This window comes from Corynebacterium sp. LK2590, from assembly GCF_040946105.1.
Lineage (GTDB): Bacteria > Actinomycetota > Actinomycetes > Mycobacteriales > Mycobacteriaceae > Corynebacterium.
Genome location: NZ_JAYWMH010000002.1, coordinates 12,820 through 31,934 on the forward strand (window position 1 = coordinate 12,820; position 19,115 = coordinate 31,934).

Genomic DNA, 19,115 nt, shown 5'->3' on the forward strand with positions numbered 1-19,115 from the left:
ATCTTACTCGAAGGTCACGCGGTAGAGATCCGGCCACCGCTTACCGGTTAAGTAGAACTCGTCGGTGCCCGGGATATGCGCTATCCCGTTGAGCACGTTGTCGGGGTTAGGCGCGGCGTTATTGGCCAGCCCCGAGGCGTCGATGACGGCGTCGACCGTCCCGGTGGCCGGGTCGATGCGCAGGATGTCGGTGGAAAACCAGACGTTGGCGTAGATCTTTCCGTCGACGCATTCGAGCTCGTTGATCTCATCGATCTCTTCGCCGTCCAAGGTCACCGTGACACGGTCCAGCTCGTCGAAGTTGTCGCGGTCCACGAAGCGCAGCGTGGAGGAGCCGTCGGAGAGCGCCAGCCGGTCACCCATATCGCACAGGCCCCAGCCCTCGCCGGAGTACTCCGCGGAGCCGGTGGGCTCGAGGGTATCCGCGTCGAAGGACAGTGCCGTGCCCGACTTCCACGTCAGCTGCCAGAGCGTGTCGCCGCTACGGGTGATGCCTTCGCCGAACTGATCATCTGCCAGCGCGGTCGACTGCTGCGGGGAGGTCTCGCCCGGGACCAGCCGGTGTACGCCGGACTCGCCGTAGCGCCCAGTGCCCACCAGGAGTTTGCCGTCTTTGCCCACCTCGAGGCCCTGCGTGAACAGGCTCTCGTCGTAGTCGAGGCGCTCCACCACCCGCGCCTGAAGGCGCTCGACCGTGGGCGCGGCGGTGGCGGCCCCGTCTTCCGGGGCGGAGGCAGCGGGATCGGCGCCGCGGTCGGCGTCCGGGGTGGCGCTGCAGGCGCTTAAGGCCAGGCCGGCGCAGGCCAGAAGCGCGCCTAACCGGCGCGGTTGCTGACGACTGCGGGGGCGCTGGCGGTGACGTAGTGGCGACAAGAGGGAACCCATACACCATATTGTGCCGCATATGCACCATAATGATTCGATGTGTCCTCTAAAAAGCGCCAATCCACCTCCACCAACCCGCTGCTGGGCCCGGCGGCCGTCGACACCGCTCGCTGGGCCCTGGAAGAACTAGGCGACGGCGACGTCGGCCGCCACATCGGCATCGGCGGGCTGAGCCCGCACGCGGTCACCCACCGGTTCGCCGCCGAAGTGCCCGGCTACCACGGGTGGGAATGGCAGGCGGTCCTGGCCTGCGCCGCCGGCAGCGACGAGGTCACCGTCAGCGAGCTGGCCCTCGTCCCAGGCGGCGAGGCCCTGCAGGCGCCGGACTGGGTGCCGTACACCGACCGGGTGCGCCCCGGGGACCTAGAACCGGGCGACGTCATGCCGCCCGCGCCGGGGGATAGCCGCCTGAGCGATGACGGCACGCTAAGCCAGGCCGGCTGGAAGGAGGCGGCGAAGCGCTGGCTGGCTGCTTACGGGCCGGAAGCGCCCATGGCCGCCCAGGCGCACCTGCAGTGCGCGACCTGCGCGTTCTTCCTGCCGCTGAAGGACGACTTCGGCGTGTGCGCCAACGAGTACTCCGCGGACGGGCGCGCCGTCCACGCCCGCTACGGCTGCGGCGCCCACTCCCAGACCACCATCGCCCCGGAGCCGGCGGTGGACCCGGACACCGTCTTCGACGACGAAGCTCCCTTCTACTAGCGGCCGGCACTGCTGGAGTAGCGGCTTGCCGCCCGCCTTCGGTGGCAGGCGCGGCGCGCGACGGATGCGGTGGGGTGGCAGTGCCGGAGCCGGGCGGGGGTGGAGGATTTTGTGCGCGGGGCTGACAAGTATGAAACTGTTAGCGGTAAATCAATAGGGCACGGTGACATTAGTAAAGGGAAGTCAGCTCCATGCGCGCGACGCTCGATCGCTATTTCAAAATCTCCGAACGCGGATCCACCATTGGCACCGAGATTCGAGGCGGGACCGTCTCGTTTTTCGCGATGGCCTATATCATCCTCCTCAACCCGCTCGTCCTGGGCACCTCCCAGGACGTCGAGGGCAACACCCTGGGAGTGCCCCAGGTAGCAGCCGCCACCGCGCTCGTGGCCGGCGTGATGACCATCGCCTTCGGCGCCATCGCTAACTATCCCTTCGCTTTTGCGGCCGGCCTGGGGCTGAACACCTTCGTGGCGGTCAGCCTCGTGGCCACGGAGGGCCTGACCTGGTCGGAGGCCATGGGCCTGGTGGTCATCGACGGCATCATCATCGTCATCCTGGCGGTCTCCGGCTTCCGTACCGCGGTCTTCAAGGCCATCCCGGCCTCCATGAAGGCCGCGATGGGCGTGGGCATCGGCATGTTCATTGCCATGATCGGCTTCGTCGACGGCGGTTTCGTCACCCGCGTGCCGGACGCGGCGAACACCACCGTGCCGGTCAGCCTGGGCATTAACGGTTCCATCTCCACCTGGCCGAGCCTGGTCTTCGTGCTGGGGCTTATCATCTGCGCGGCCCTGGTCATCCGCAACGTGCCGGGCGGGCTGTTCATCGGCATCATCGCCACCACGATCATCGCCATGGTCGTCGAGGCGCTGACCGGCGCCGGCTCCGCCGCGGAGAACACCGGCGGCTGGAACATGGCGGTGCCGAAGGTGCCGGACTCCCTGGGTGGGCTGCCGGACCTGTCGATCGTTGGCGCCGTCGACCTGCTGGGGGCGTTTAGCCGCATCGGCGTGGTCGCCGCGACCCTGCTGGTTTTCGCTCTGGTGCTGACCAACTTCTTCGACGCCATGGGCACCATGACGGCTCTGGGCCGGCACGGCAACCTGACCGACTCCGAGGGCAACCTGCTGCACCTGAAGAAGGCACTGGTCGTCGAGGGCTTCGGCGCCGTCGTCGGCGGCCTGGGCTCGGCGTCGTCGAACACCGTCTTCGCGGATTCCTCCGCCGGCATCGGCGACGGTGCGCGCACCGGCCTGGCCAACATCACCACCGGCGTCCTGTTCATCCTGGCCATGTTCCTGACCCCGCTCTATGAGGTCGTGCCCATCGAGGCCGCCTCCCCGGTGCTGGTGGTCGTCGGCGTCATGATGGCCGGCCAGCTCACCGCCATCGAGTGGAACAAGATGTACGTGGCCATCCCGGCCTTTTTGACCATCGTCGTGATGCCGTTTACCTACTCCATCGCCAACGGCATCGGCATCGGGTTTATCTCCTTTGCCCTGATGTCCACCTTCGCCGGCAAGGCCAAGGAGATCCACTGGTTGATGTGGCTCATCTCCGGCCTGTTCGTGGTCTACTTCGCCATGGATCCCATCATGGGGCTGGTGGAATAGCGTGAGCTAGATTAGGGGGCATGGATAGAACTTTCATCGCCGACCCGAACGACCCTCGCCTGGACGATATCCGGGACTTGAACAAGTCCGATAAATCCGGCGAGGGTTTAGTCATTGCGGAGGGCCACCTGGTGGTCTCCCGCCTGGTCGAGTCCCCGTTCCCGGTGCGCTGCCTGGTGGGCTTTCCGCAGAAGATCGACCAGTACGTCGAGACCTACGGCGAGCCCGGCTGCCCGGTCTACGAGGTCGAGCGGGACACGCTGGCCCAAGTCGCCGGCTTCGACATGCACCGCGGGCTTGTCGCCGCCGCGGACCGCGCCCCGCTGCCGGCAGTCGGGGACGTGGTGGACAAGGCGCGCACGGTGGTCGTGCTCGAGGGGGTGGGCGACCACGAGAACATCGGCTCCATCTTCCGCAACGCGGCGGGCCTGGGCGTGGACGCGGTCTTGCTGGGCAGCGGCGCGGCCGATCCCTTATACCGGCGCAGCGTGCGCGTGTCCATGGGGCACGTGCTGCGCCTGCCTTTCGCCCGCTTCGAGGGCGGGTACACCACTTGGCAGCGTTCGCTGGACGTGCTGCGCGAGGCCGGCTTCCGGCTGGTCTCGCTGACCCCGGGCGGGGATACGCACATCGCCGACGCCGTCGCCGGCGCGGAGAAGGTGGCGCTGCTCGTCGGCGCGGAGGGCCCGGGGCTGACTGAGCACGCGATGCGCGCGACCGACGTGCGCGCGAGCATCCCCATGGCGCAGCACACGGATTCGCTCAACGTGGCCACCGCCGCGGCCGTGGCCTTCTACGAGCGCCAGCGGTCCTTGAGGGACTGAGAGACCTTGCGCGAGGCCTTGGACCACCACTTGTTCGCGGTGGCGCCCACGCGCCGGGCGGCGGCCGCAGACGCCTGCGCCAGAGCGCGGAACTCGTCGCCGGTGGATTCCTCCTCGGCCGCGGCGTCCTCGTAGTCGTCGTAGTCGGTGTTGCCCGGGCCGATGCCCAGCTTCGACGTCGACGCCGAGGTCACCCGCGCGATGGTGGGGCGCTTCGGCTTGTCGATCTTCGGCTCCGGGCGCCCGTCCACGGCGTAGCCCACCACGTCCAGGTCCGGGCCCTGGGCGCTGATGTCGACGCCCAGCCAACTGCGCTGGGCCTCCTCCATCAGGTCGCGCGGGCGGAAGGGCAGGGCGATGCCGCCGGTGGAGTCGTTGTGCTCGCCGGCCCAGTAGGGGCCCTCGAAGGGCTCGGGCAGGCCGGAGTCTTCCAGCACCTCCATGCGGGTGCAGCACAGCGAGCGCTTGAGCTCGCCGCCCTGGAAGTGTGCGAAGCCGGCGTAGGTGTCCTCGTCGTGGTGGACGAAGGCGTAGAGGTTGTCCCACGGTGCCGCCTTGCGCAGGGCCTGCGGCAGCTGGGAGAGGATGATGCCCTCGCCCTCAATCACCGTCTGGACCACCGTCACGCCCGGGTAGCCGCCGATGTAGTACTCGGCGCTATCAGCGGGGGCGGAGCGGTTAAAAGGGAACTGTCCGATGGGAGTGATGGGGAAGGCCGGGGTGAGCTGGGCCAGGAACTTGCGGCCATAGCCGCGGTCGGCCTTGGGCTCAGCTTCGAGAACGGCAGCGGGGTTAGGGGAAGTCACGTACCACAAGGTAATGACGGCGCGGGAAATATCCATGGTCCTGGTAGTCGCTTAGTTTTTCGGGCGCTTGGTGTTGGCACGCACGCCGAGTAGCACGTCCTCCCAGTGCGGGGTCACGGCCTTGCGGCGGCGCTTGGTCGGTTTCTTTTCCGGATCCGGGTTCTGGAGGAATTCCTCCGGGGAGTTTTCCTCCGCACCGCTGTGCTCCGAGGAGTCGGAGCGGTCGCGATCGGCGTCGCCGGAGTCCTCCGGTGCGGAGGCGTCGTGCAGGGACTCGCCGTTGGCGGCGGACACGGCCGCGGCGTCGTGCTCGTCGTCCCAGTCGTCGCCCAGCACCGCGGTCTCGTAGCGGTTGCCGCGGCCGACCGAGGTCAGCGAGCGCACCGGCTGCGCAAAGTCCGGGTCGGTCAGGTCAGCGGCCACGGAGTTGCGGGCCTCGACGGTCGGCTCGGAGGTCATGGTCTGCTTGAACAGCCACTCGGCCTCGTTGTCGGACAGGCCCGCCCGCCAGCGCAGGCAGACCACCCAGGGCTCGCCCTTCTCGCGGTAGGCGTCCCACTCGGCCTCGGCCAGGGTGTGCCCGCGGGCGGCGAAGGCGGTGGCCAGCACCTCCCAGAGGGTCAGCTTGGCCGGGCCGTCCTCGCGGACCGGGTGGGCCTGCTTGGCCAGGTCCGCTACCCGGTAGCGCTCCAGCATCACCGGGTGGGCGAAGGACTCGAGGCGGGACTCGTCCACGCCCAGCTCCTCGGCCAGGCTGGCTGCCGTTGCCCCGGCCCGGATGCGGTGCTGAATCTCCGCCGGGCGCAGCGGCAGGGCCTTCTTGGACTCCGCGTGCGTGGCCGGCCGTGCCCGCCCGGTGCCGGAGGCCCCGGACGGCGACGCCGCGTGCAGGCGCGTCGGCGTGCTGGCCGCCGCACTAGCGCCGGCGTGGTCGGCGGGGCCGTGCACCTCGCCGGTGGCGGAGCCTTCGTGGTCTTCGCTGCCCGCGGCGGCAGAGACGTCCTGCGAGCTATCAGCGCTCACGTCCCCGGCGCTGGTCTCATCATCCGTAGGGCGGATGGTCGAGGCCAGCGTGGAGCGGGTCGCGTCGTCGACGGCGAGGAAAAACTCCTCCCCATCGTTGGCGCGCAGCACCAGGGATGATTCGGTTGAGTCGCTGTTAACTAAAAACAGCTCGCGCATGCGAGTCTCCTTCAGCCGTGGAGGACAGGGTTACTTGTGATGGGCTCCACTGTAGTCGACCCAAGGCGGAATTTATGCCAAGTCAGTGGGTATGTTGGCGGCACCGGCCTCCAGGCAGTAGTCAATAGCCTGGGTCAGGGTGCGGATGTCTTCCGGATCGATGGCAGGGAACATGCCCACGCGCAGCTGGTTGCGGCCGAGCTTGCGGTAGGGCTCCACGTCCAGGATGCCGTTGGCGCGCAGGACGGCGGCCAGGCGGGCGGCGTCGACGGTCTCGTCGAAGTCGATGGTGCCGACCACCAGCGAGCGGGCCGCCGGATCCTGCACGAAGGGCTGGGCCAGGGCGTGGCCGTCCGCCCACTGGTAGAGGATCTCGGAGGAGGCGCGGGTGCGCTGCGTCATGCCGTCCAAGCCGCCGTTGTCGTTCATCCAGCGGACCTGCTCGTCCAGGAGCAGCAGCGTGCCGATGGCCGGGGTGTTGTAGGTCTGGTTCTTGCGCGAGTTGGTAACCGCGGTCTTGAGATCCAGAAACTCCGGGACGTAGCGATCCGTGGCGGAGATCTTGTCGACCCGCTCGAGGGCGGCGGGGGAGAAGGCTGCCAGCCACAGGCCGCCGTCGGCGGCGAAGCATTTTTGCGGGGAGAAGTAGTAGGCGTCCGTGGCGCTGATGTCGACGGGCAGGCCGCCGGCGCCGGAGGTGGCATCGACCAGTACTAGCTGATCCCCGTCGGCCTTCGGCCGGGCGACCGGGGCCATCGCGCCGGTGGAGGTCTCGTTATGGGCCCAGGCCACGCAGTCGCAGTCCGTGGTGTCCGCGTGGAGGGGATACGGGGCCGAGCCGACCGGGGCGTCGGTGATGACCGGCTCTTCCAGCCACGGGGCCTTGGCTGTGGCCTTGGCGAACTTCGAGGAGAACTCCCCGTAGGTTAGGTGGGCGCTGCGGCGCTCGATGAGCCCGAAGGCCGCGGAGTTCCAGAAGGCCGTGGCCCCGCCCAGGGACAGGACGATCTCGTAGCCCTCCGGCAGTTGGAAGAGCGCGCAGAGGCCCTCGCGGATGGAGCCCACCAGGTTCTTTACGGCGGGCTGGCGGTGCGAGGTGCCCATGATGTCCTGGCCGTGCCGGGCGAGGTAGTCGATCTGGGCGGGGCGCACCTTGGACGGTCCGCAGCCGAAGCGTCCGTCGGTGGGGAGAAGTTCAGTTGGCAAAGTTAACTCGGGCGTCGTCATGCGCATAGCCTAAACGGCGACCAACCTATTTTCTGTCAGTTATTAGAATTTAACCTAGAATGGGTGTACCGGTAACGGGAAACGAGGCGGTAGCGGCATTTAACAGGACGCTTGTCCGGTTGGTGTAGTAGGGGTCACAGATAATTGGTAAAGTGGTGCCTGGTATGCCCGAACGCTTTTAGGGCATAGTATCGCTGGGTAAAGCCGACCGCATCTTTTTCTCTGGCTCCCAAGCGCATGAAGGATTACAGAAAGGACAAGCACGTGGCTTCTGAAGACAACAAGGTTGTACTGCACTACCCGGGTGGCGTGTACGAGATGGACATCAAGCAGTCCACCGAAGGCGACTCCGGTTTCGATATCTCCAAACTTCGCAACGAGACCGGCCTGGTCACCTTCGACCCGGGATACGCCTCCACCGGCTCCACCGAGTCCAAGATCACCTTTATTAACGGCGAAGAGGGCGTTCTGCGCCACCGCGGTTACGACATCGCGGACCTGGCAGAAAACGCCACCTTCAACGAGGTCTCTTACCTCCTTATCAAGGGCGCTCTCCCGACCGAGGAGCAGCTGACCCACTTCAACCAGGAGATCCGCCACCACACCCTGTTGGACGAGGACTTCAAGGCCCAGTTCAACATCTTCCCGCGCGACGCCCACCCGATGGCCGTGCTGGCCTCCTCGGTTAACATTCTGTCCTCCTACTACCAGGACCAGCTGAACCCGCTGGACGAAGAGCAGCTGGACAAGGCGACCGTCCGCCTGCTGGCCAAGGTCCCGATGTTGGCCGCCTACGCCTACCGCGCCTCCCAGGGCAAGCCGTACATGTACCCGGACAACGCGCTGAACGCTCGCGAGAACTTCCTGCGCATGATGTTCGGCTACCCGACCGAGCCCTACGAGGTCGACCCGGTCGTGGCCAAGGCCCTGGACAAGCTGCTCATCCTGCACGCCGACCACGAGCAGAACTGCTCCACCTCCACCGTGCGCATGATCGCTTCCGCACAGGCGAACATGTTCGTCTCCATCGCCGGCGGCATCAACGCCCTGTCCGGCCCGCTGCACGGCGGCGCCAACCAGGCCGTGCTGGAGATGCTGGAGGAGATCCACGCCAACGGCGGCGACGCTACCGACTTCATGAACCGCGTGAAGAACAAGGAAAAGGGCGTCCGCCTGATGGGCTTCGGTCACCGCGTCTACAAGAACTACGACCCGCGCGCGGCCATCGTCAAGGACACCGCGCACGAGATCCTGGAGCACCTGGGCGGCGACCACCTGCTGGACCTGGCCGTGAAGCTGGAAGAGATCGCCCTGAACGACGACTACTTCATCCAGCGCAAGCTGTACCCGAACGTGGACTTCTACACCGGCCTGATCTACCGTGCCATGGGCTTCCCGACGGACTTCTTCACCGTCCTGTTCGCCATCGGCCGCCTGCCGGGCTGGATCGCTCAGTACCGCGAGCAGCTGGAGATCAACACCAAGATCAACCGCCCGCGTCAGGTCTACACCGGCGAAACCCTGCGCAAGGTTTCCCCGCGCGCAGAGCGCTAAAACCCACAATTCCGCAGGACGGCTGCCCGGCCCGGCTTCGGCTGGGCGGGCAGTTGCCTTATACTAGGGAATATTTGGTTCAGCGGTAGCCCCACTGAACATGCCAAATCTTCCCAATACTCCCAAGGAGAACTCCCCATGGATAAGCCACAGATCGAAGCCCACACGGAGCCGGCGCCGACTGACGTCGTCATCGAGGACATCGTCGTCGGTGACGGAGAGGAGGCACAGCCGGGTGGGCTGGTCGAGGTTCACTACGTGGGCGCGGATTACGAGACCAACCAGGAATTCGACTCTTCCTGGGACCGGGGCCAGTCCATCGAGTTCCCGCTGACCGGCCTCATCGCCGGTTGGCAGGAAGGAATCCCCGGCATGAAGGTGGGCGGGCGTCGCCAGCTCATCATCCCGCCGGAGAAGGCCTACGGCCCGGCCGGCGGCGGGCACCCGCTGTCCGGTCGTACGCTGGTCTTCATCATTGACCTGCTGCGCGCCTCCTAGTTAAGACGCCCGCGGCCTACCGCGTATTCTGTGCATTCCCCCTCCCGGAAATCCGGGAGGGGGAATTTTCTTCTACTTAGCCCACACGGGTGCGGGGTTTCGAGGCACAATGGAGACTATGACAGTTCCATCAGTTAACTTCCACGACGACCGCTCTATGCCGCAGCTGGGCCTGGGCACCTACAAGCTCTACAGCGAGGAGTGCATCTCCGTGGTGCGCGAGGCCATCGAGCTGGGCTACCGTCACTTCGACACCGCCACCCTCTACGAAAACGAAGAAGCGCTGGGCAAGGCGCTCAACGACGCTATCAGCGCTGGCGACGTCACCCGCGATGAGCTGTTCGTGACCTCGAAGGCATGGCACGATCACCACGGCGCGGAGAAGGTGCAGGAGGCTTTTAGTGAGTCGCTGCGGAAGCTGGGCCTGGACTACCTGGACCTGTACATGATCCACTGGCCGTGGCCGCAGGGCGGGCTGTTCGTGGAGACCTTCGAGTCCATTGCCCGCCTGCAGGGCATGGGGCAGATCGCCTCCGTGGGCGTGGCGAACTTCTACGAGGAGCCGCTGCAGGAGATCATCGACCAGACCGGCGTGGTGCCGGTGGTCAACCAGGTGGAGCTGCACCCGGGCTTTACCCAGCCGGAGCTGCGCCGCTTCCACGCCGAGCACGACATCATCACCGAGGCCTGGTCGCCCCTGGCCCGTGGCGTCGTGCTGAGCAACCCGGTCATCGAGGAGGTCGCCCACAAGCACTCCGCCACCCCGGGCCAGGTCGCCTTGGCCTACCTTATGGACAAGGGGATTTCGGTCATCCCGAAGTCGGCGAAGTCCGAGCGTCTCAAGGAGAACCTGGGCACGGTCGACGTCGAGCTGGAGGCGGCAGATGTCGAGGCCATCGATGGCCTGGAGGGCCAGCAGGGCTTCGGCCGCATGTTTAAGGACCCGCGCGAGTTCCCGGGGGAGAACGCTTAAGTCCAAAACCCCTGCCATAACCCCCGTTTGCAACCTTTGCAAGCGGGGGCTTTCGTGTATCTGGGGGTAATTTGCTAAGCAATACTGACGCAGGTCAGGTGGGGGAGTGGGGGTAGCTAATTTCTGCTAAGGCGAAAAACTTGGCCGATTTCACAACCTTGCAGTGTGACTAAGGTAACTTACCTGGCAACGCAGATGTGATGGGTAACTCATTGTCGGTTATCTGTGAAGCGTGTGTGAAATGTTCGCGGCTGCGACCGCGGACGAGGAAGTACGTTTAGTGAAGGAGAAAGCAGTGTCTGAAGTAGGTACTCCGCCGACCCAACGGCGCGAACCCACAGCGGAAGACTTTATAGAGATGCAAAAGTCGCCGCAGTTTTCTGAACTGCGCGGCTCTTACCGGAAGTTCGCCTTCCCCTTGACGGTGGCGTTTTTCGTGTGGTACGTCCTCTATGTGGTGATGGCCGTGTTCATGCCGGACTTTATGGGGCAATCCCTGGGCGGCAACTGGAACGTCGGCCTGGTCTTTGGTCTGTTGCAGTTCGCGACCACGTTCTTGATCACGTGGATTTACGTCAAATACGCCAATAAGAACATCGAGCCGCGTGCGGCCGCGATTCGCAAAGAACTGGAGGGCTAGACCGTGAACTCGACGATGATTGTGGCCCAGGAAACCTCGGCCGGTAATCCGCTCCTCAATATCGCCATCTTCCTCGCCTTCTTAGTGGTGACCATGTGGCTGGTGCTGCGCGCCGGCAAGTCCACCAAGGAAGCCTCCGATTTCTACACCGGCGGCGGCAGCTTCTCTGGGCGCCAGAACGGCCTGGCCATCTCCGGCGACTACCTGTCCGCGGCGTCCTTTTTGGGCATCGTGGGCGCAGTCGCCCTGACCGGCTACGACGGCTTCTTGTACTCCGTCGGCTTCTTCGTGGCCTGGCTGGTGGCCCTGATGCTGGTGGCCGAGCCCCTGCGTAACGTGGGCCGGTTCACCATGGCCGACGTGCTGTCCTTCCGCCTGCGGCAGAAGCCCGTGCGCGTCGCCGCGGCCATCGCGACGCTGTTCGTGTCCCTGTTCTACCTGGTCGCGCAGATGGCCGGCGCCGGCTCCCTGGTGGCCGTGCTCCTGGACATCCACGAATTCGTCTGGCAGGCCGTCGTGGTCGGCGTCGTGGGCATCATCATGATTGTCTACGTCCTGATCGGCGGCATGAAGGGCACGACCTACGTGCAGATGATCAAGGCCGTGCTCCTGGTCGTCGGCGTGGTCATCATGTGCGCGCTGGTGTTCATCTCCATCCGCGGTGGCTTCAACACCCTCTTCCAGGACGCCATCGACATGCACGCCGGCTCGGAGAACCTCGCTAAGGAGGGCTACCAGGCCGAGCAGATCCTGGAGCCGGGCCTGAAGTACGGCGCGACCCTGACCACCAAGCTGGACTTCATCTCCCTGGGTATCTCCCTGGTGCTGGGCGTGGGCGGCCTGCCGCACGTGCTCATGCGCTTCTACACCGTCCCGACCGCCACTGAGGCCCGCCGCTCGGTGACCTGGGCGATCGTCATCATCGGTGCCTTCTATCTGATGACTCTCATCCTGGGCTACGGTGCGGCCGCCCTGGTGGGCCCGGACCGGATCCTCAACGCGCCGGGTGGCGCGAACTCGGCGGCCCCGCTGCTCGCCCTGGAGCTGGGCGGTTCCATCTTCATGGCGATCATCTCCGCGGTGGCGTTCGCGACCGTGCTGGCCGTGGTCGCCGGCCTGGCCATCACGGCCTCGGCTTCCATCGCCCACGACGTCTACGACGCCGTGCTGCGCGACGGCCAGGCCAGCGAGGAAGAGCAGGTGCGCGTCTCCCAGATCACCGTCGTGGTCCTGGGTATTGCCTCCATCATCCTGGGTATTCTGGCCATGACCCAGAACGTGGCCTTCCTGGTCTCCCTGGCGTTCGCGATGGCCGCCTCCGCCAACCTGCCGACCATCCTGTACTCGCTGTACTGGCGCCGCTTCAACACCACCGGCGCGGTGGCATCCATCTACACCGGCGTGGTCTCCTGCCTGGTGCTCATCTTCTTCTCGCCGGCCGTCTCCGGCACTGAGACCTCCATGTTCCCGGGCGCGGACTGGGCCATCTTCCCGCTGAGCTCCCCGGGCTTGGTCTCCATCCCGCTGGCCTTCCTGGCTGGCTACATCGGCACCCTGGTGGGCAAGCCGGATCACCTGGAAGCACTCGCCGCCGAGATGGAAGTTCGCTCCCTGACCGGCGTGGGCGTGGAAGCTCCCGTGGATCACTAAAGATAGGCGGACAACTCGCTAGAAAGAGGCGCCGTGGGCAATACCCCCACGGTGCCTCTTTGTATTATGTAATCCGTGAACCCTAAATCCTCCTCGCGCCACCTGTTGCTGCCTGCCATCGCTGTGCTGGTCATCGCCGCTTTGGCGACAGCCGCGTGGGGACTCGGGCGCTTCGACGGGCAGAACACGCCCGCCCAGGCCAGCGCTAATAAAGACAAAATCCCGCAGCTGGAAGCCTGGCACGAGACCCGCATCCTCGGCGACAGCGACCGCCCCGACCTCGTCTTCGCCGCAGACTCCGAAACCACCGAGTCCGCGGAGAGCACTGAGGCCGCTACGACCACCGAAGCCACTACAGACAGTAAGAGCAGCAAGGACGGCAAGGACAGCAAAGACTCTCCGCGCTCGAAAGAAAAGCGCTCCGAGACCGCCAAGTCCGCGACCGCAGAATCCACAGCCAGGGACTCCAAGGACTCCAAGGATGTAAAGGGCGAAAAGGACGAAAAAGACAAGGGTAGTGCTGGCAAAGACTCCAGCAAGGCTGAGAGGACCTCGGAGGAGGAGACCTCGACGGAGGAGACCACGACCTCGGGCGCTGCGGGTACCGCAGGCTCCGCCGCCGAGACCTTCCCGGACCAGCCCGGCCAGCTGACCTACGTGCGCCTGAGCGATGGCATGCACATGGCCACCGCCAATGAGCGGGAGTCGCGGCCGGCGCTGAGCCTGATCAAGCTCTACATCGCCGAATACGTGGTGGAAAACGGCAAGCCCGAAGAGCAGTTTGAGGCCCTGGACATGGTGGCCAATTCCTCGGACGAAAGCGCTGAGGAGCTCTACGAGAAATACCCGGACTCCATCGAAGACGTTGCGGAGCGCTACTCCCTCAAGTCCACCCAGCCGGATAAGCGCTGGGGATACTCGACGACCTCGACCTTTGACGTGGCCAGCTTCGTCGCCCAGCTGATGGACAAGGATCCGCTGCACCCGGTGCTGGTGGCGATGTCGCACAGCGACCGCTTTGCCGAGGACGGCTACGCCCAGGACTACGGGACGTCGCAGCTCGACGACGTGGTGGGCACGAAGTTCGGCTGGTCCAACGAGCACGACATGCACTCGACCGTCTCCTTCGGGCACGACTTCGTGGTCGCGGCCAACTACTACGGCGACGCCGACGACCTGACCGATTTCGTCACCGCTCACGTCACCGACGACTACCTGGAGCAAGCCAGCGCCGCCGCCCGGAAGTCCGCGCCGGTGACCGTGACCGAAGACCCGCAGGACGCCGAGCAGCAGTCCGAGTCCACGGCGAAGGACAGTGGCAAGGCGGACAAGGACGACAAGAAGGACCGGAAGAAGGACAAAGAAAAATCCGACAAGTCCGGTGAGTCCAAGTCGCGGGACAAGGAGCCGAAGGACGAGGACTCGAAGGACAAGAAAAGCAGCCGGAGCGAAACGCGCGGCAAGGATGCCAAGTCCGGCGACGACGGCTCCCGGGACAAGGGGAAGAAGGCAAGCGACGATAAGGACGGCAAGTAGGCCGTCTGGGGCCAGGGATAGAAAAAAGGGGCAGAAGGTTTTCTTCTGCCCCTGATTGGCTGGTGAGTTTTAGCGGCCGCTAAAGCGCTTGGCCAGGTCCGCGGCCTGCTGGACTTGGTCCATGGAGATCGAGGAACCGTTGTAGCTGATGCTGTTGCCGTCCACGCGCGGCAGGTTCGGCATGTTCGGCACCGTCTCGTTCAGGCGGGAGCTCAGGTGGTTGATGGCGTCGGTCGTGGAATTGCCTGCCGGGGCCTGCGGCGCCGGGGCAGCGGGGCGGTTCTGGGCAGGCCGCTTGCCGGCCGCCTGGCCCGGGGTCCACTGGCCCCAGTCCTTGGCGTAGACGTGGTTGATGTCCACGACCACGCCGCCGACGGTGCGCTGCTGGGCCTTGGGCAGCTGGTGGATGGTGGTGCGCGGGTGGATCTTTCCGCCCGAGCCCCAGTCGTGCATCCAGAAGAAGCTGCCGATGCCGTCCTTGCTAGCCCAGTCGATCACGTTGTAGTTGCCGTAGACGCCGGTCTGGTAGCCGGCGGCCTTGAGCGCGGCGGAAAAGGCCTGCAGGTAGGGCTTGATCTGGTTGGTGTACTGGGCGCGGGTCGGGTTGTCATCGATGGCGATGTAGATGGGGCGACCGGTCGGCCCGCCGGCCGCCTTGTGCAGGGCGATGGCCTGCGGGGCGTGGGTGGCGGCGCCGGCGGCGCCGGCCAGCCAGTCGGCGTTGCCGGCCCGGCCGAACTGGTAGACCGAGGCGGTGGCCAGCCCGTGGGCGGCGAAGTCCTTGGTTTCCTTCAGGCTGACCGGCTTGCCCAGCATCCAGTTCGCGCCGGGGCGGCGCTGCGAGACGTAGCGCACCGCGCCGAGGTGGCCGGCGGCCTTGACCGCGGCGGCGGAGGGCACGCCGGCGGAATAGTCCAGCACGGTGCCCAGGATGGGGCCCAGGGCCTGGGCCTGCGGGGCGGCCTGCAGGTTGTAGGCGCCGAAAACGCCGAAGGCGGCGGTCAGAGCGCCGGCCTTAAAGAGGCCGCGCCGGGACAGGGAACGGTTGCCGATGGATGGGGTGGACATAGGAGACCTCGCAAGAATTAGAATTGACCACAATAGTCACATCTGTAACAGGGGTACCATATCACGCCCGCCCAGTTCCGTCGAGGCTAACGCGCGCTGGCGACGGCCTCCGCCAGGACCAAATCCTCCCAGGGCATGCCCGTGAACTTGAAGACCACCGGCCGGGTCCTATCCAGGTGCGCCTCGCCGCGCACGACGTCCCGGAAGGTGACCAGGCGCTCGCGCTCGAGGGCGCCTTCGTCCACGGCCTGGATGACGTCGCCGGCCTCCCGGAAGCAGGTATCCGGGTCCTCGATGATGACCTGGGAACGTCCCAGCAGCGCGCCGGGCAGCTCCCGCGCGGACGGGGAGTGGGAGCCGACCGCGACGACGACGGCGTCGTCGCGCACCGCGGAATCGTCCAGCACCGGCTCCGCCGCCGTGGTGGTCGTGATGATGAGCTCCGCGCCGCGAAGCACCATGTCGGCCTGCTCGGTACCGGCCTGGGCCCACGGCTCCAGATCCTCCGGCTGGCTGCGGCTAAGGAAGGTCACCTCGACCTCGCGGCTGGAGTAGACCTCGCGCACCGCCGCGGCGTGGGCGCGCGCCTGCGGTCCGGTACCGAAGATGGCGACGGACAGGGGGCCGGTGGACTCTGGATCTAACACGTCCGCAATACCGGCCAGGGAGACCGCCGGCGTGCGCAGGTTGGTCAGCGCGATGCCGTCGATGGTTGCCTTGGGCGCGAACGTTTGCTGGTCGAAGAGCACGTAGGTGCCCTGGATGCGCGGGTCGTTGCCGCGGGCCTCGGCGTTGACCGACAGCAACTTAATCCCGAACCCGGCCGGGGTGGCCGAGGGCATGAGCAACAACTCCCCACCGGGGACGTCGATGGCCTGGCGTGCGAGATCCTCGGCCGGGTTGAAGCCGTCCTGCAGCGTACCCCGCAAGGCGGCCACCGCAGACGGGTAGTCGAGACGGGCAAAGACGGTGTCATAATCGAGGAAATCCATGCCTCAATGATGGCAAAGAATGGCCTCTGTCGGGGCCTTTATCGCAGCGAAAGCCCTCAGCGCCGCGAAAAGAGTGCCCCAGAGTGGATTCGAACCACCGACACCGGCTTTAGGAGAGCCGTGCTCTATCCCCTGAGCTACTGGGGCCTAGGAAGCTAGGTTACCCGAGGGCGCGTAAGGCGCGGAAATCGGCTAGCGTGGGCGGTATGGAACACCGAGGCAGTGAGGTTGGCGGCGCGCAGCGTAGGGCGGACGCGGAATTCGTGGATGTCCAGCGCCGGGAGATTTTCACCCAGATCATCCAGCGCGATGGGGTGGAGGTCCTCGCCGTGGACAAGGCCATGCCGGGCGGGGAGCGCAAGCGCGTGCTGCTGCTCAATAAGTATGATGCGCAGCGCCTGCGCGCGGTGCTAGAGACCTACCTCAACACCATCTACAGCAAGGAGCTGGCCGGGATGGCCGGCACCTTGTCCCCGGCGGATATGGTGGAGCTCTTCGGGGAGGAAGAGGACTAAGGGGGCTAGGCGGCGAAGACTAGGCTTCCTCGCCGGTCAGCTCGCGCAGCTTCGCGCGCACGGCGGAGGCCTCCGGGTTGGTCTCGTGGGTGCCGTCGGAGTAGAGGACGGTCGGCACGATCCGGTTGCCGTCGTTGACGGACTTGATCCACTCGTTGATGTCCTCGGTGCCCTCGGCCTCTGCGTCGACCAGGGTGTAGGGGGTCTCGGTGCGGTCCAGGCGCTTAATTAGGCGGGAAGAAAACGGGCACCAGTCCGCGTAGAAGATGGTGACGTGATCGTGGGTTTCCGGGGTGGTAACGCTCATGTTAAGCAGCGTCCTTTCGTTCGTAGGTTAAAAAGCGGTACTTCATGGGAAGATCGCTGGGCGGGGTGCCCGGGATGGTCAGCCGGCCCTTGTCGGAGGTGAGCCAGTCGCTGTCGCGGCTGAGCCCGAAGTGGGCAGGCACCGCGGGGGCAAAGACCGCCTCGTCGCCGTAGATACTACCGATGTTAACGCCCATCAAGGTGATTTCAATGACGTCGACGTCGTCGATCGTGGCGGCGTAGAGCTGCCCGCCGCCCATCACCCAGGCGGAGTCGAGCTCCGGCAGCTTATCGATGCCGGCCAGCACCTCACCGCCGGCGGACCACTCGCCGGGGGTGCGGGAGGAGATGATGAAATTCTCCCGGTCCGGCAGGGGGCGGAACTTCGGGTTCAGCGACTCCCAGGTCTTGCGGCCCATGATCACCGGGCTGCCCAGGGTGGTCTGCTTGAAATGTGCCAGGTCCTCCGGCACGTGCCACGGCATGTCCGTGCCGTCGCCGATGATGCCGTCTAAGGACTGCGCCCAGATGGCGCCCAGGCTAGCCATCTACACCGCCACCGGGGCCTTGATGGTCGGGTGCGGGTCGTAACCGATGACCTCGAAGTCGTCGAAGTCGTAGTCGAACATGGACGCCGCCTTGTGCAGCTTGAGCTGCGGGTAGTCCCGAGGAGTGCGCGAGAGCTGCTCTTCGACCTGGGCGCGGTGGTTGTCGTAGATGTGGCAATCCCCGCCGGTCCAGACTAGCTCGCCGACCTCGAGACCGGCCTGCTGGGCGAACATGTGGGTCAGGGCGGCGTAGGAGGCCAGGTTGAACGGCACGCCCAGGAACATATCGGCGGAGCGCTGGTAGACCTGCAGCGAGAGCTTGCCATCCGCCACGTAGAGCTGGAAGAGCAGGTGGCAGGGCATCAGCGCCATCTTGTCGAGCTCCGCGACGTTCCAGGCGGAGACCAGGTTGCGGCGCGAATCCGGGTTGGACTTGAGGGTTTCCAGCGCCTGCGAGATCTGGTCGATGTGGGAGCCGTCCGGGGTGGGCCAGGAACGCCACTGCACGCCGTAGACCGGGCCCAGGTCGCCGTTCTCGTCCGCCCACTCGTTCCAGATGCGCACGCGGTTGTCCTGCAGCCACTTCACGTTGGAGTCGCCGCGCAGGAACCACAGCAGCTCACCGATGACCCCGTGGAAATAGACCTTCTTGGTGGTCAGCAGGGGGAAGGACTCGGATAAGTCGTAGCGCAGCTGCCGGCCGAATAACGAGGTCGTGCCCGTGCCGGTGCGGTCGCCCTTGGGGGAGCCGTGGTCGAGGATGTCGCGAAGCAGGTCTTCGTACGGGGTGTATGCCATAGCGCTAGTTTAAAACCCTCCGTTTTCTTTGGCGTAGTCCGCCGCGTGGGCCAGGATATCGTCGGCCAGCTCCGGGCGGCAGACCAGCAGGTCCGGGATGAACGTGTCCTCGTTGTTGAAGGTGATCGGGCTGCCGTCCAGGCGGGAGGCGTGCAGGCCGGCGGCCAGCGCCACGCCCACGGGGGCGGCCTGGTCCCACTCGTACTGCCCGCCGGAGTGGATATAGCCGTCGTAGTCGCCCAGCAGCACGTGCATGGCCTTCGCCCCGGCCGAGCCCACGCCGATGGTCTCGAAGCCCATCTTCTCGGAGATGTAGTCCGCCACCTTCGGCGGGCGGTTGCGAGAGACCACGAACTTGTGGGACAGCGGCCCGGTGACCGCGCGGACGTCGGAGGACTTGAACGTCACGCCCAGGTCCGGCAGGCCCACCGCGGCGTGCGCGGGGCGGCCGTCGATGGTCAGGGCGATGTGCACGGCCCAGTCCTGGCGGCCCGTGGCGAATTCCTTCGTGCCGTCGAGCGGATCGACCACCCAGACGCGGTCCTTGGAGAGGCGATCCGGGTTGTCGGTGGCCTCCTCCGACAAGAATCCGTCGTCGGGGCGGTGCTGGGCCAGCACCCGGGAGATCCACTCCTGGGCGAGCTCGTCGCCGGCGTCGCCCAGGGCGCGGCTGCGCAGCAGGCCTCCCTTGCGGACTCCTTTGAGGATCTCGCCGCAGCCTTCGGCGATCATGTTGGTCAGGCGGGCATCATCTAGCTGGACGGTCATACCCGTAGAGTCTAGCCGCCGCGTTAA

The 19,115-nt window shown here is 65.9% G+C and carries 20 protein-coding genes and 1 tRNA gene; 10 read left to right on the forward strand and 11 right to left on the reverse strand.

Annotated elements, in window-relative coordinates:
- Nucleotides 1-3: 3 nt before the first annotated feature.
- Nucleotides 4-885: a glutaminyl-peptide cyclotransferase gene (locus tag VVR85_RS02745; protein WP_368519445.1), complete on the reverse strand. Its 882-nt coding sequence runs from the start codon at nt 883-885 to the stop codon at nt 4-6.
- A gap of 39 nt (nt 886-924) precedes the next feature.
- Between VVR85_RS02745 and VVR85_RS02750 the strand changes: the two genes are divergently transcribed.
- The 3 genes from VVR85_RS02750 (at nt 925) to VVR85_RS02760 (ending at nt 4,027) form a co-directional block, all read left to right on the forward strand.
- On the forward strand, nt 925-1,587 hold the full coding sequence (locus VVR85_RS02750) for a DUF3027 domain-containing protein (RefSeq protein WP_368519446.1): 663 nt from the start codon (nt 925-927) through the stop codon (nt 1,585-1,587).
- Nucleotides 1,588-1,778: 191 nt separating this feature from the next.
- Nucleotides 1,779-3,203: an NCS2 family permease gene (locus tag VVR85_RS02755; protein ID WP_368519447.1), complete on the forward strand. Its 1,425-nt coding sequence runs from the start codon at nt 1,779-1,781 to the stop codon at nt 3,201-3,203.
- Between the two features lie 20 nt (nt 3,204-3,223).
- Nucleotides 3,224-4,027, forward strand: a complete 804-nt coding sequence (locus tag VVR85_RS02760; RefSeq protein WP_368519448.1) for a TrmH family RNA methyltransferase — start codon at nt 3,224-3,226, stop codon at nt 4,025-4,027.
- On the opposite strand, the gene VVR85_RS02765 is transcribed toward VVR85_RS02760, so the two are convergent.
- The 3 genes from VVR85_RS02765 to serC all read right to left on the reverse strand — a co-directional run bounded on the left by VVR85_RS02765 (nt 3,997) and on the right by serC (nt 7,242).
- Nucleotides 3,997-4,869, reverse strand: a complete 873-nt coding sequence (locus VVR85_RS02765) for a DUF6928 family protein (protein ID WP_409338177.1) — start codon at nt 4,867-4,869, stop codon at nt 3,997-3,999. The genes VVR85_RS02760 and VVR85_RS02765 overlap by 31 nt on opposite strands.
- A gap of 15 nt (nt 4,870-4,884) precedes the next feature.
- Nucleotides 4,885-6,015, reverse strand: a complete 1,131-nt coding sequence (gene sepH, locus VVR85_RS02770; protein ID WP_368519450.1) for a septation protein SepH — start codon at nt 6,013-6,015, stop codon at nt 4,885-4,887.
- A gap of 72 nt (nt 6,016-6,087) precedes the next feature.
- Nucleotides 6,088-7,242: a phosphoserine transaminase gene (gene serC, locus VVR85_RS02775; RefSeq protein ID WP_368519451.1), complete on the reverse strand. Its 1,155-nt coding sequence runs from the start codon at nt 7,240-7,242 to the stop codon at nt 6,088-6,090.
- A 237-nt stretch (nt 7,243-7,479) separates the two neighbouring features.
- Here serC and VVR85_RS02780 point away from each other — a divergent pair, with 237 nt between their 5' ends.
- The 6 genes from VVR85_RS02780 (at nt 7,480) to VVR85_RS02805 (ending at nt 14,093) form a co-directional block, all read left to right on the forward strand.
- Complete coding sequence (locus VVR85_RS02780; RefSeq protein WP_409338176.1) at nt 7,480-8,796, forward strand: citrate synthase; 1,317 nt, start codon at nt 7,480-7,482, stop codon at nt 8,794-8,796.
- A gap of 138 nt (nt 8,797-8,934) precedes the next feature.
- On the forward strand, nt 8,935-9,294 hold the full coding sequence (locus tag VVR85_RS02785; RefSeq protein ID WP_070769354.1) for an FKBP-type peptidyl-prolyl cis-trans isomerase: 360 nt from the start codon (nt 8,935-8,937) through the stop codon (nt 9,292-9,294).
- Between the two features lie 109 nt (nt 9,295-9,403).
- Nucleotides 9,404-10,267 (forward strand): aldo/keto reductase, encoded by an 864-nt coding sequence (locus VVR85_RS02790; RefSeq protein WP_368519453.1) that lies wholly within the window; start codon nt 9,404-9,406, stop codon nt 10,265-10,267.
- A 358-nt stretch (nt 10,268-10,625) separates the two neighbouring features.
- Nucleotides 10,626-10,907, forward strand: coding sequence for a DUF485 domain-containing protein (locus VVR85_RS02795; protein WP_368519781.1), 282 nt, complete (start codon nt 10,626-10,628; stop codon nt 10,905-10,907).
- A 15-nt stretch (nt 10,908-10,922) separates the two neighbouring features.
- Nucleotides 10,923-12,557, forward strand: coding sequence for a cation acetate symporter (locus VVR85_RS02800; RefSeq protein WP_368519782.1), 1,635 nt, complete (start codon nt 10,923-10,925; stop codon nt 12,555-12,557).
- A gap of 75 nt (nt 12,558-12,632) precedes the next feature.
- Nucleotides 12,633-14,093: a hypothetical protein gene (locus VVR85_RS02805; RefSeq protein WP_368519454.1), complete on the forward strand. Its 1,461-nt coding sequence runs from the start codon at nt 12,633-12,635 to the stop codon at nt 14,091-14,093.
- 69 nt (nt 14,094-14,162) lie between these two features.
- On the opposite strand, the gene VVR85_RS02810 is transcribed toward VVR85_RS02805, so the two are convergent.
- The 3 genes from VVR85_RS02810 to VVR85_RS02820 form a co-directional block, all read right to left on the reverse strand.
- Entirely contained in the window at nt 14,163-15,161 is a 999-nt protein-coding gene (locus VVR85_RS02810; protein ID WP_368519455.1) for a DUF1906 domain-containing protein, read from the reverse strand.
- Between the two features lie 86 nt (nt 15,162-15,247).
- Entirely contained in the window at nt 15,248-16,153 is a 906-nt protein-coding gene (locus VVR85_RS02815) for an ornithine cyclodeaminase family protein (RefSeq protein ID WP_368519456.1), read from the reverse strand.
- A 74-nt stretch (nt 16,154-16,227) separates the two neighbouring features.
- A tRNA-Arg gene (locus tag VVR85_RS02820) sits at nt 16,228-16,300 on the reverse strand.
- Nucleotides 16,301-16,359: 59 nt separating this feature from the next.
- On the opposite strand from VVR85_RS02820, the gene VVR85_RS02825 reads away from it, so the two are divergent.
- The gene (locus tag VVR85_RS02825; protein ID WP_368519457.1) at nt 16,360-16,668 is read left to right on the forward strand and encodes a hypothetical protein; all 309 of its coding nucleotides are present in this window, start codon (nt 16,360-16,362) and stop codon (nt 16,666-16,668) included.
- A gap of 19 nt (nt 16,669-16,687) precedes the next feature.
- Here the strand turns inward: VVR85_RS02825 and VVR85_RS02830 are convergent, their stop codons facing one another.
- From VVR85_RS02830 to VVR85_RS02845, 4 genes are read right to left on the reverse strand one after another with little or no spacing between them, the layout of a single operon-like run.
- Nucleotides 16,688-16,975 carry a glutaredoxin domain-containing protein gene (locus tag VVR85_RS02830; protein WP_368519458.1) on the reverse strand — a complete coding sequence of 96 codons (288 nt, stop codon included), beginning with the start codon at nt 16,973-16,975 and terminating at the stop codon, nt 16,688-16,690.
- A gap of 1 nt (nt 16,976) precedes the next feature.
- Nucleotides 16,977-17,522, reverse strand: a complete 546-nt coding sequence (locus VVR85_RS02835; RefSeq protein ID WP_368519459.1) for a dihydrofolate reductase — start codon at nt 17,520-17,522, stop codon at nt 16,977-16,979.
- Complete coding sequence (locus VVR85_RS02840; protein ID WP_368519460.1) at nt 17,523-18,320, reverse strand: thymidylate synthase; 798 nt, start codon at nt 18,318-18,320, stop codon at nt 17,523-17,525. It abuts the gene before it with no gap.
- Between the two features lie 9 nt (nt 18,321-18,329).
- Nucleotides 18,330-19,088, reverse strand: a complete 759-nt coding sequence (locus VVR85_RS02845; protein ID WP_368519461.1) for a 3'(2'),5'-bisphosphate nucleotidase CysQ — start codon at nt 19,086-19,088, stop codon at nt 18,330-18,332.
- Nucleotides 19,089-19,115: the final 27 nt, after the last annotated feature.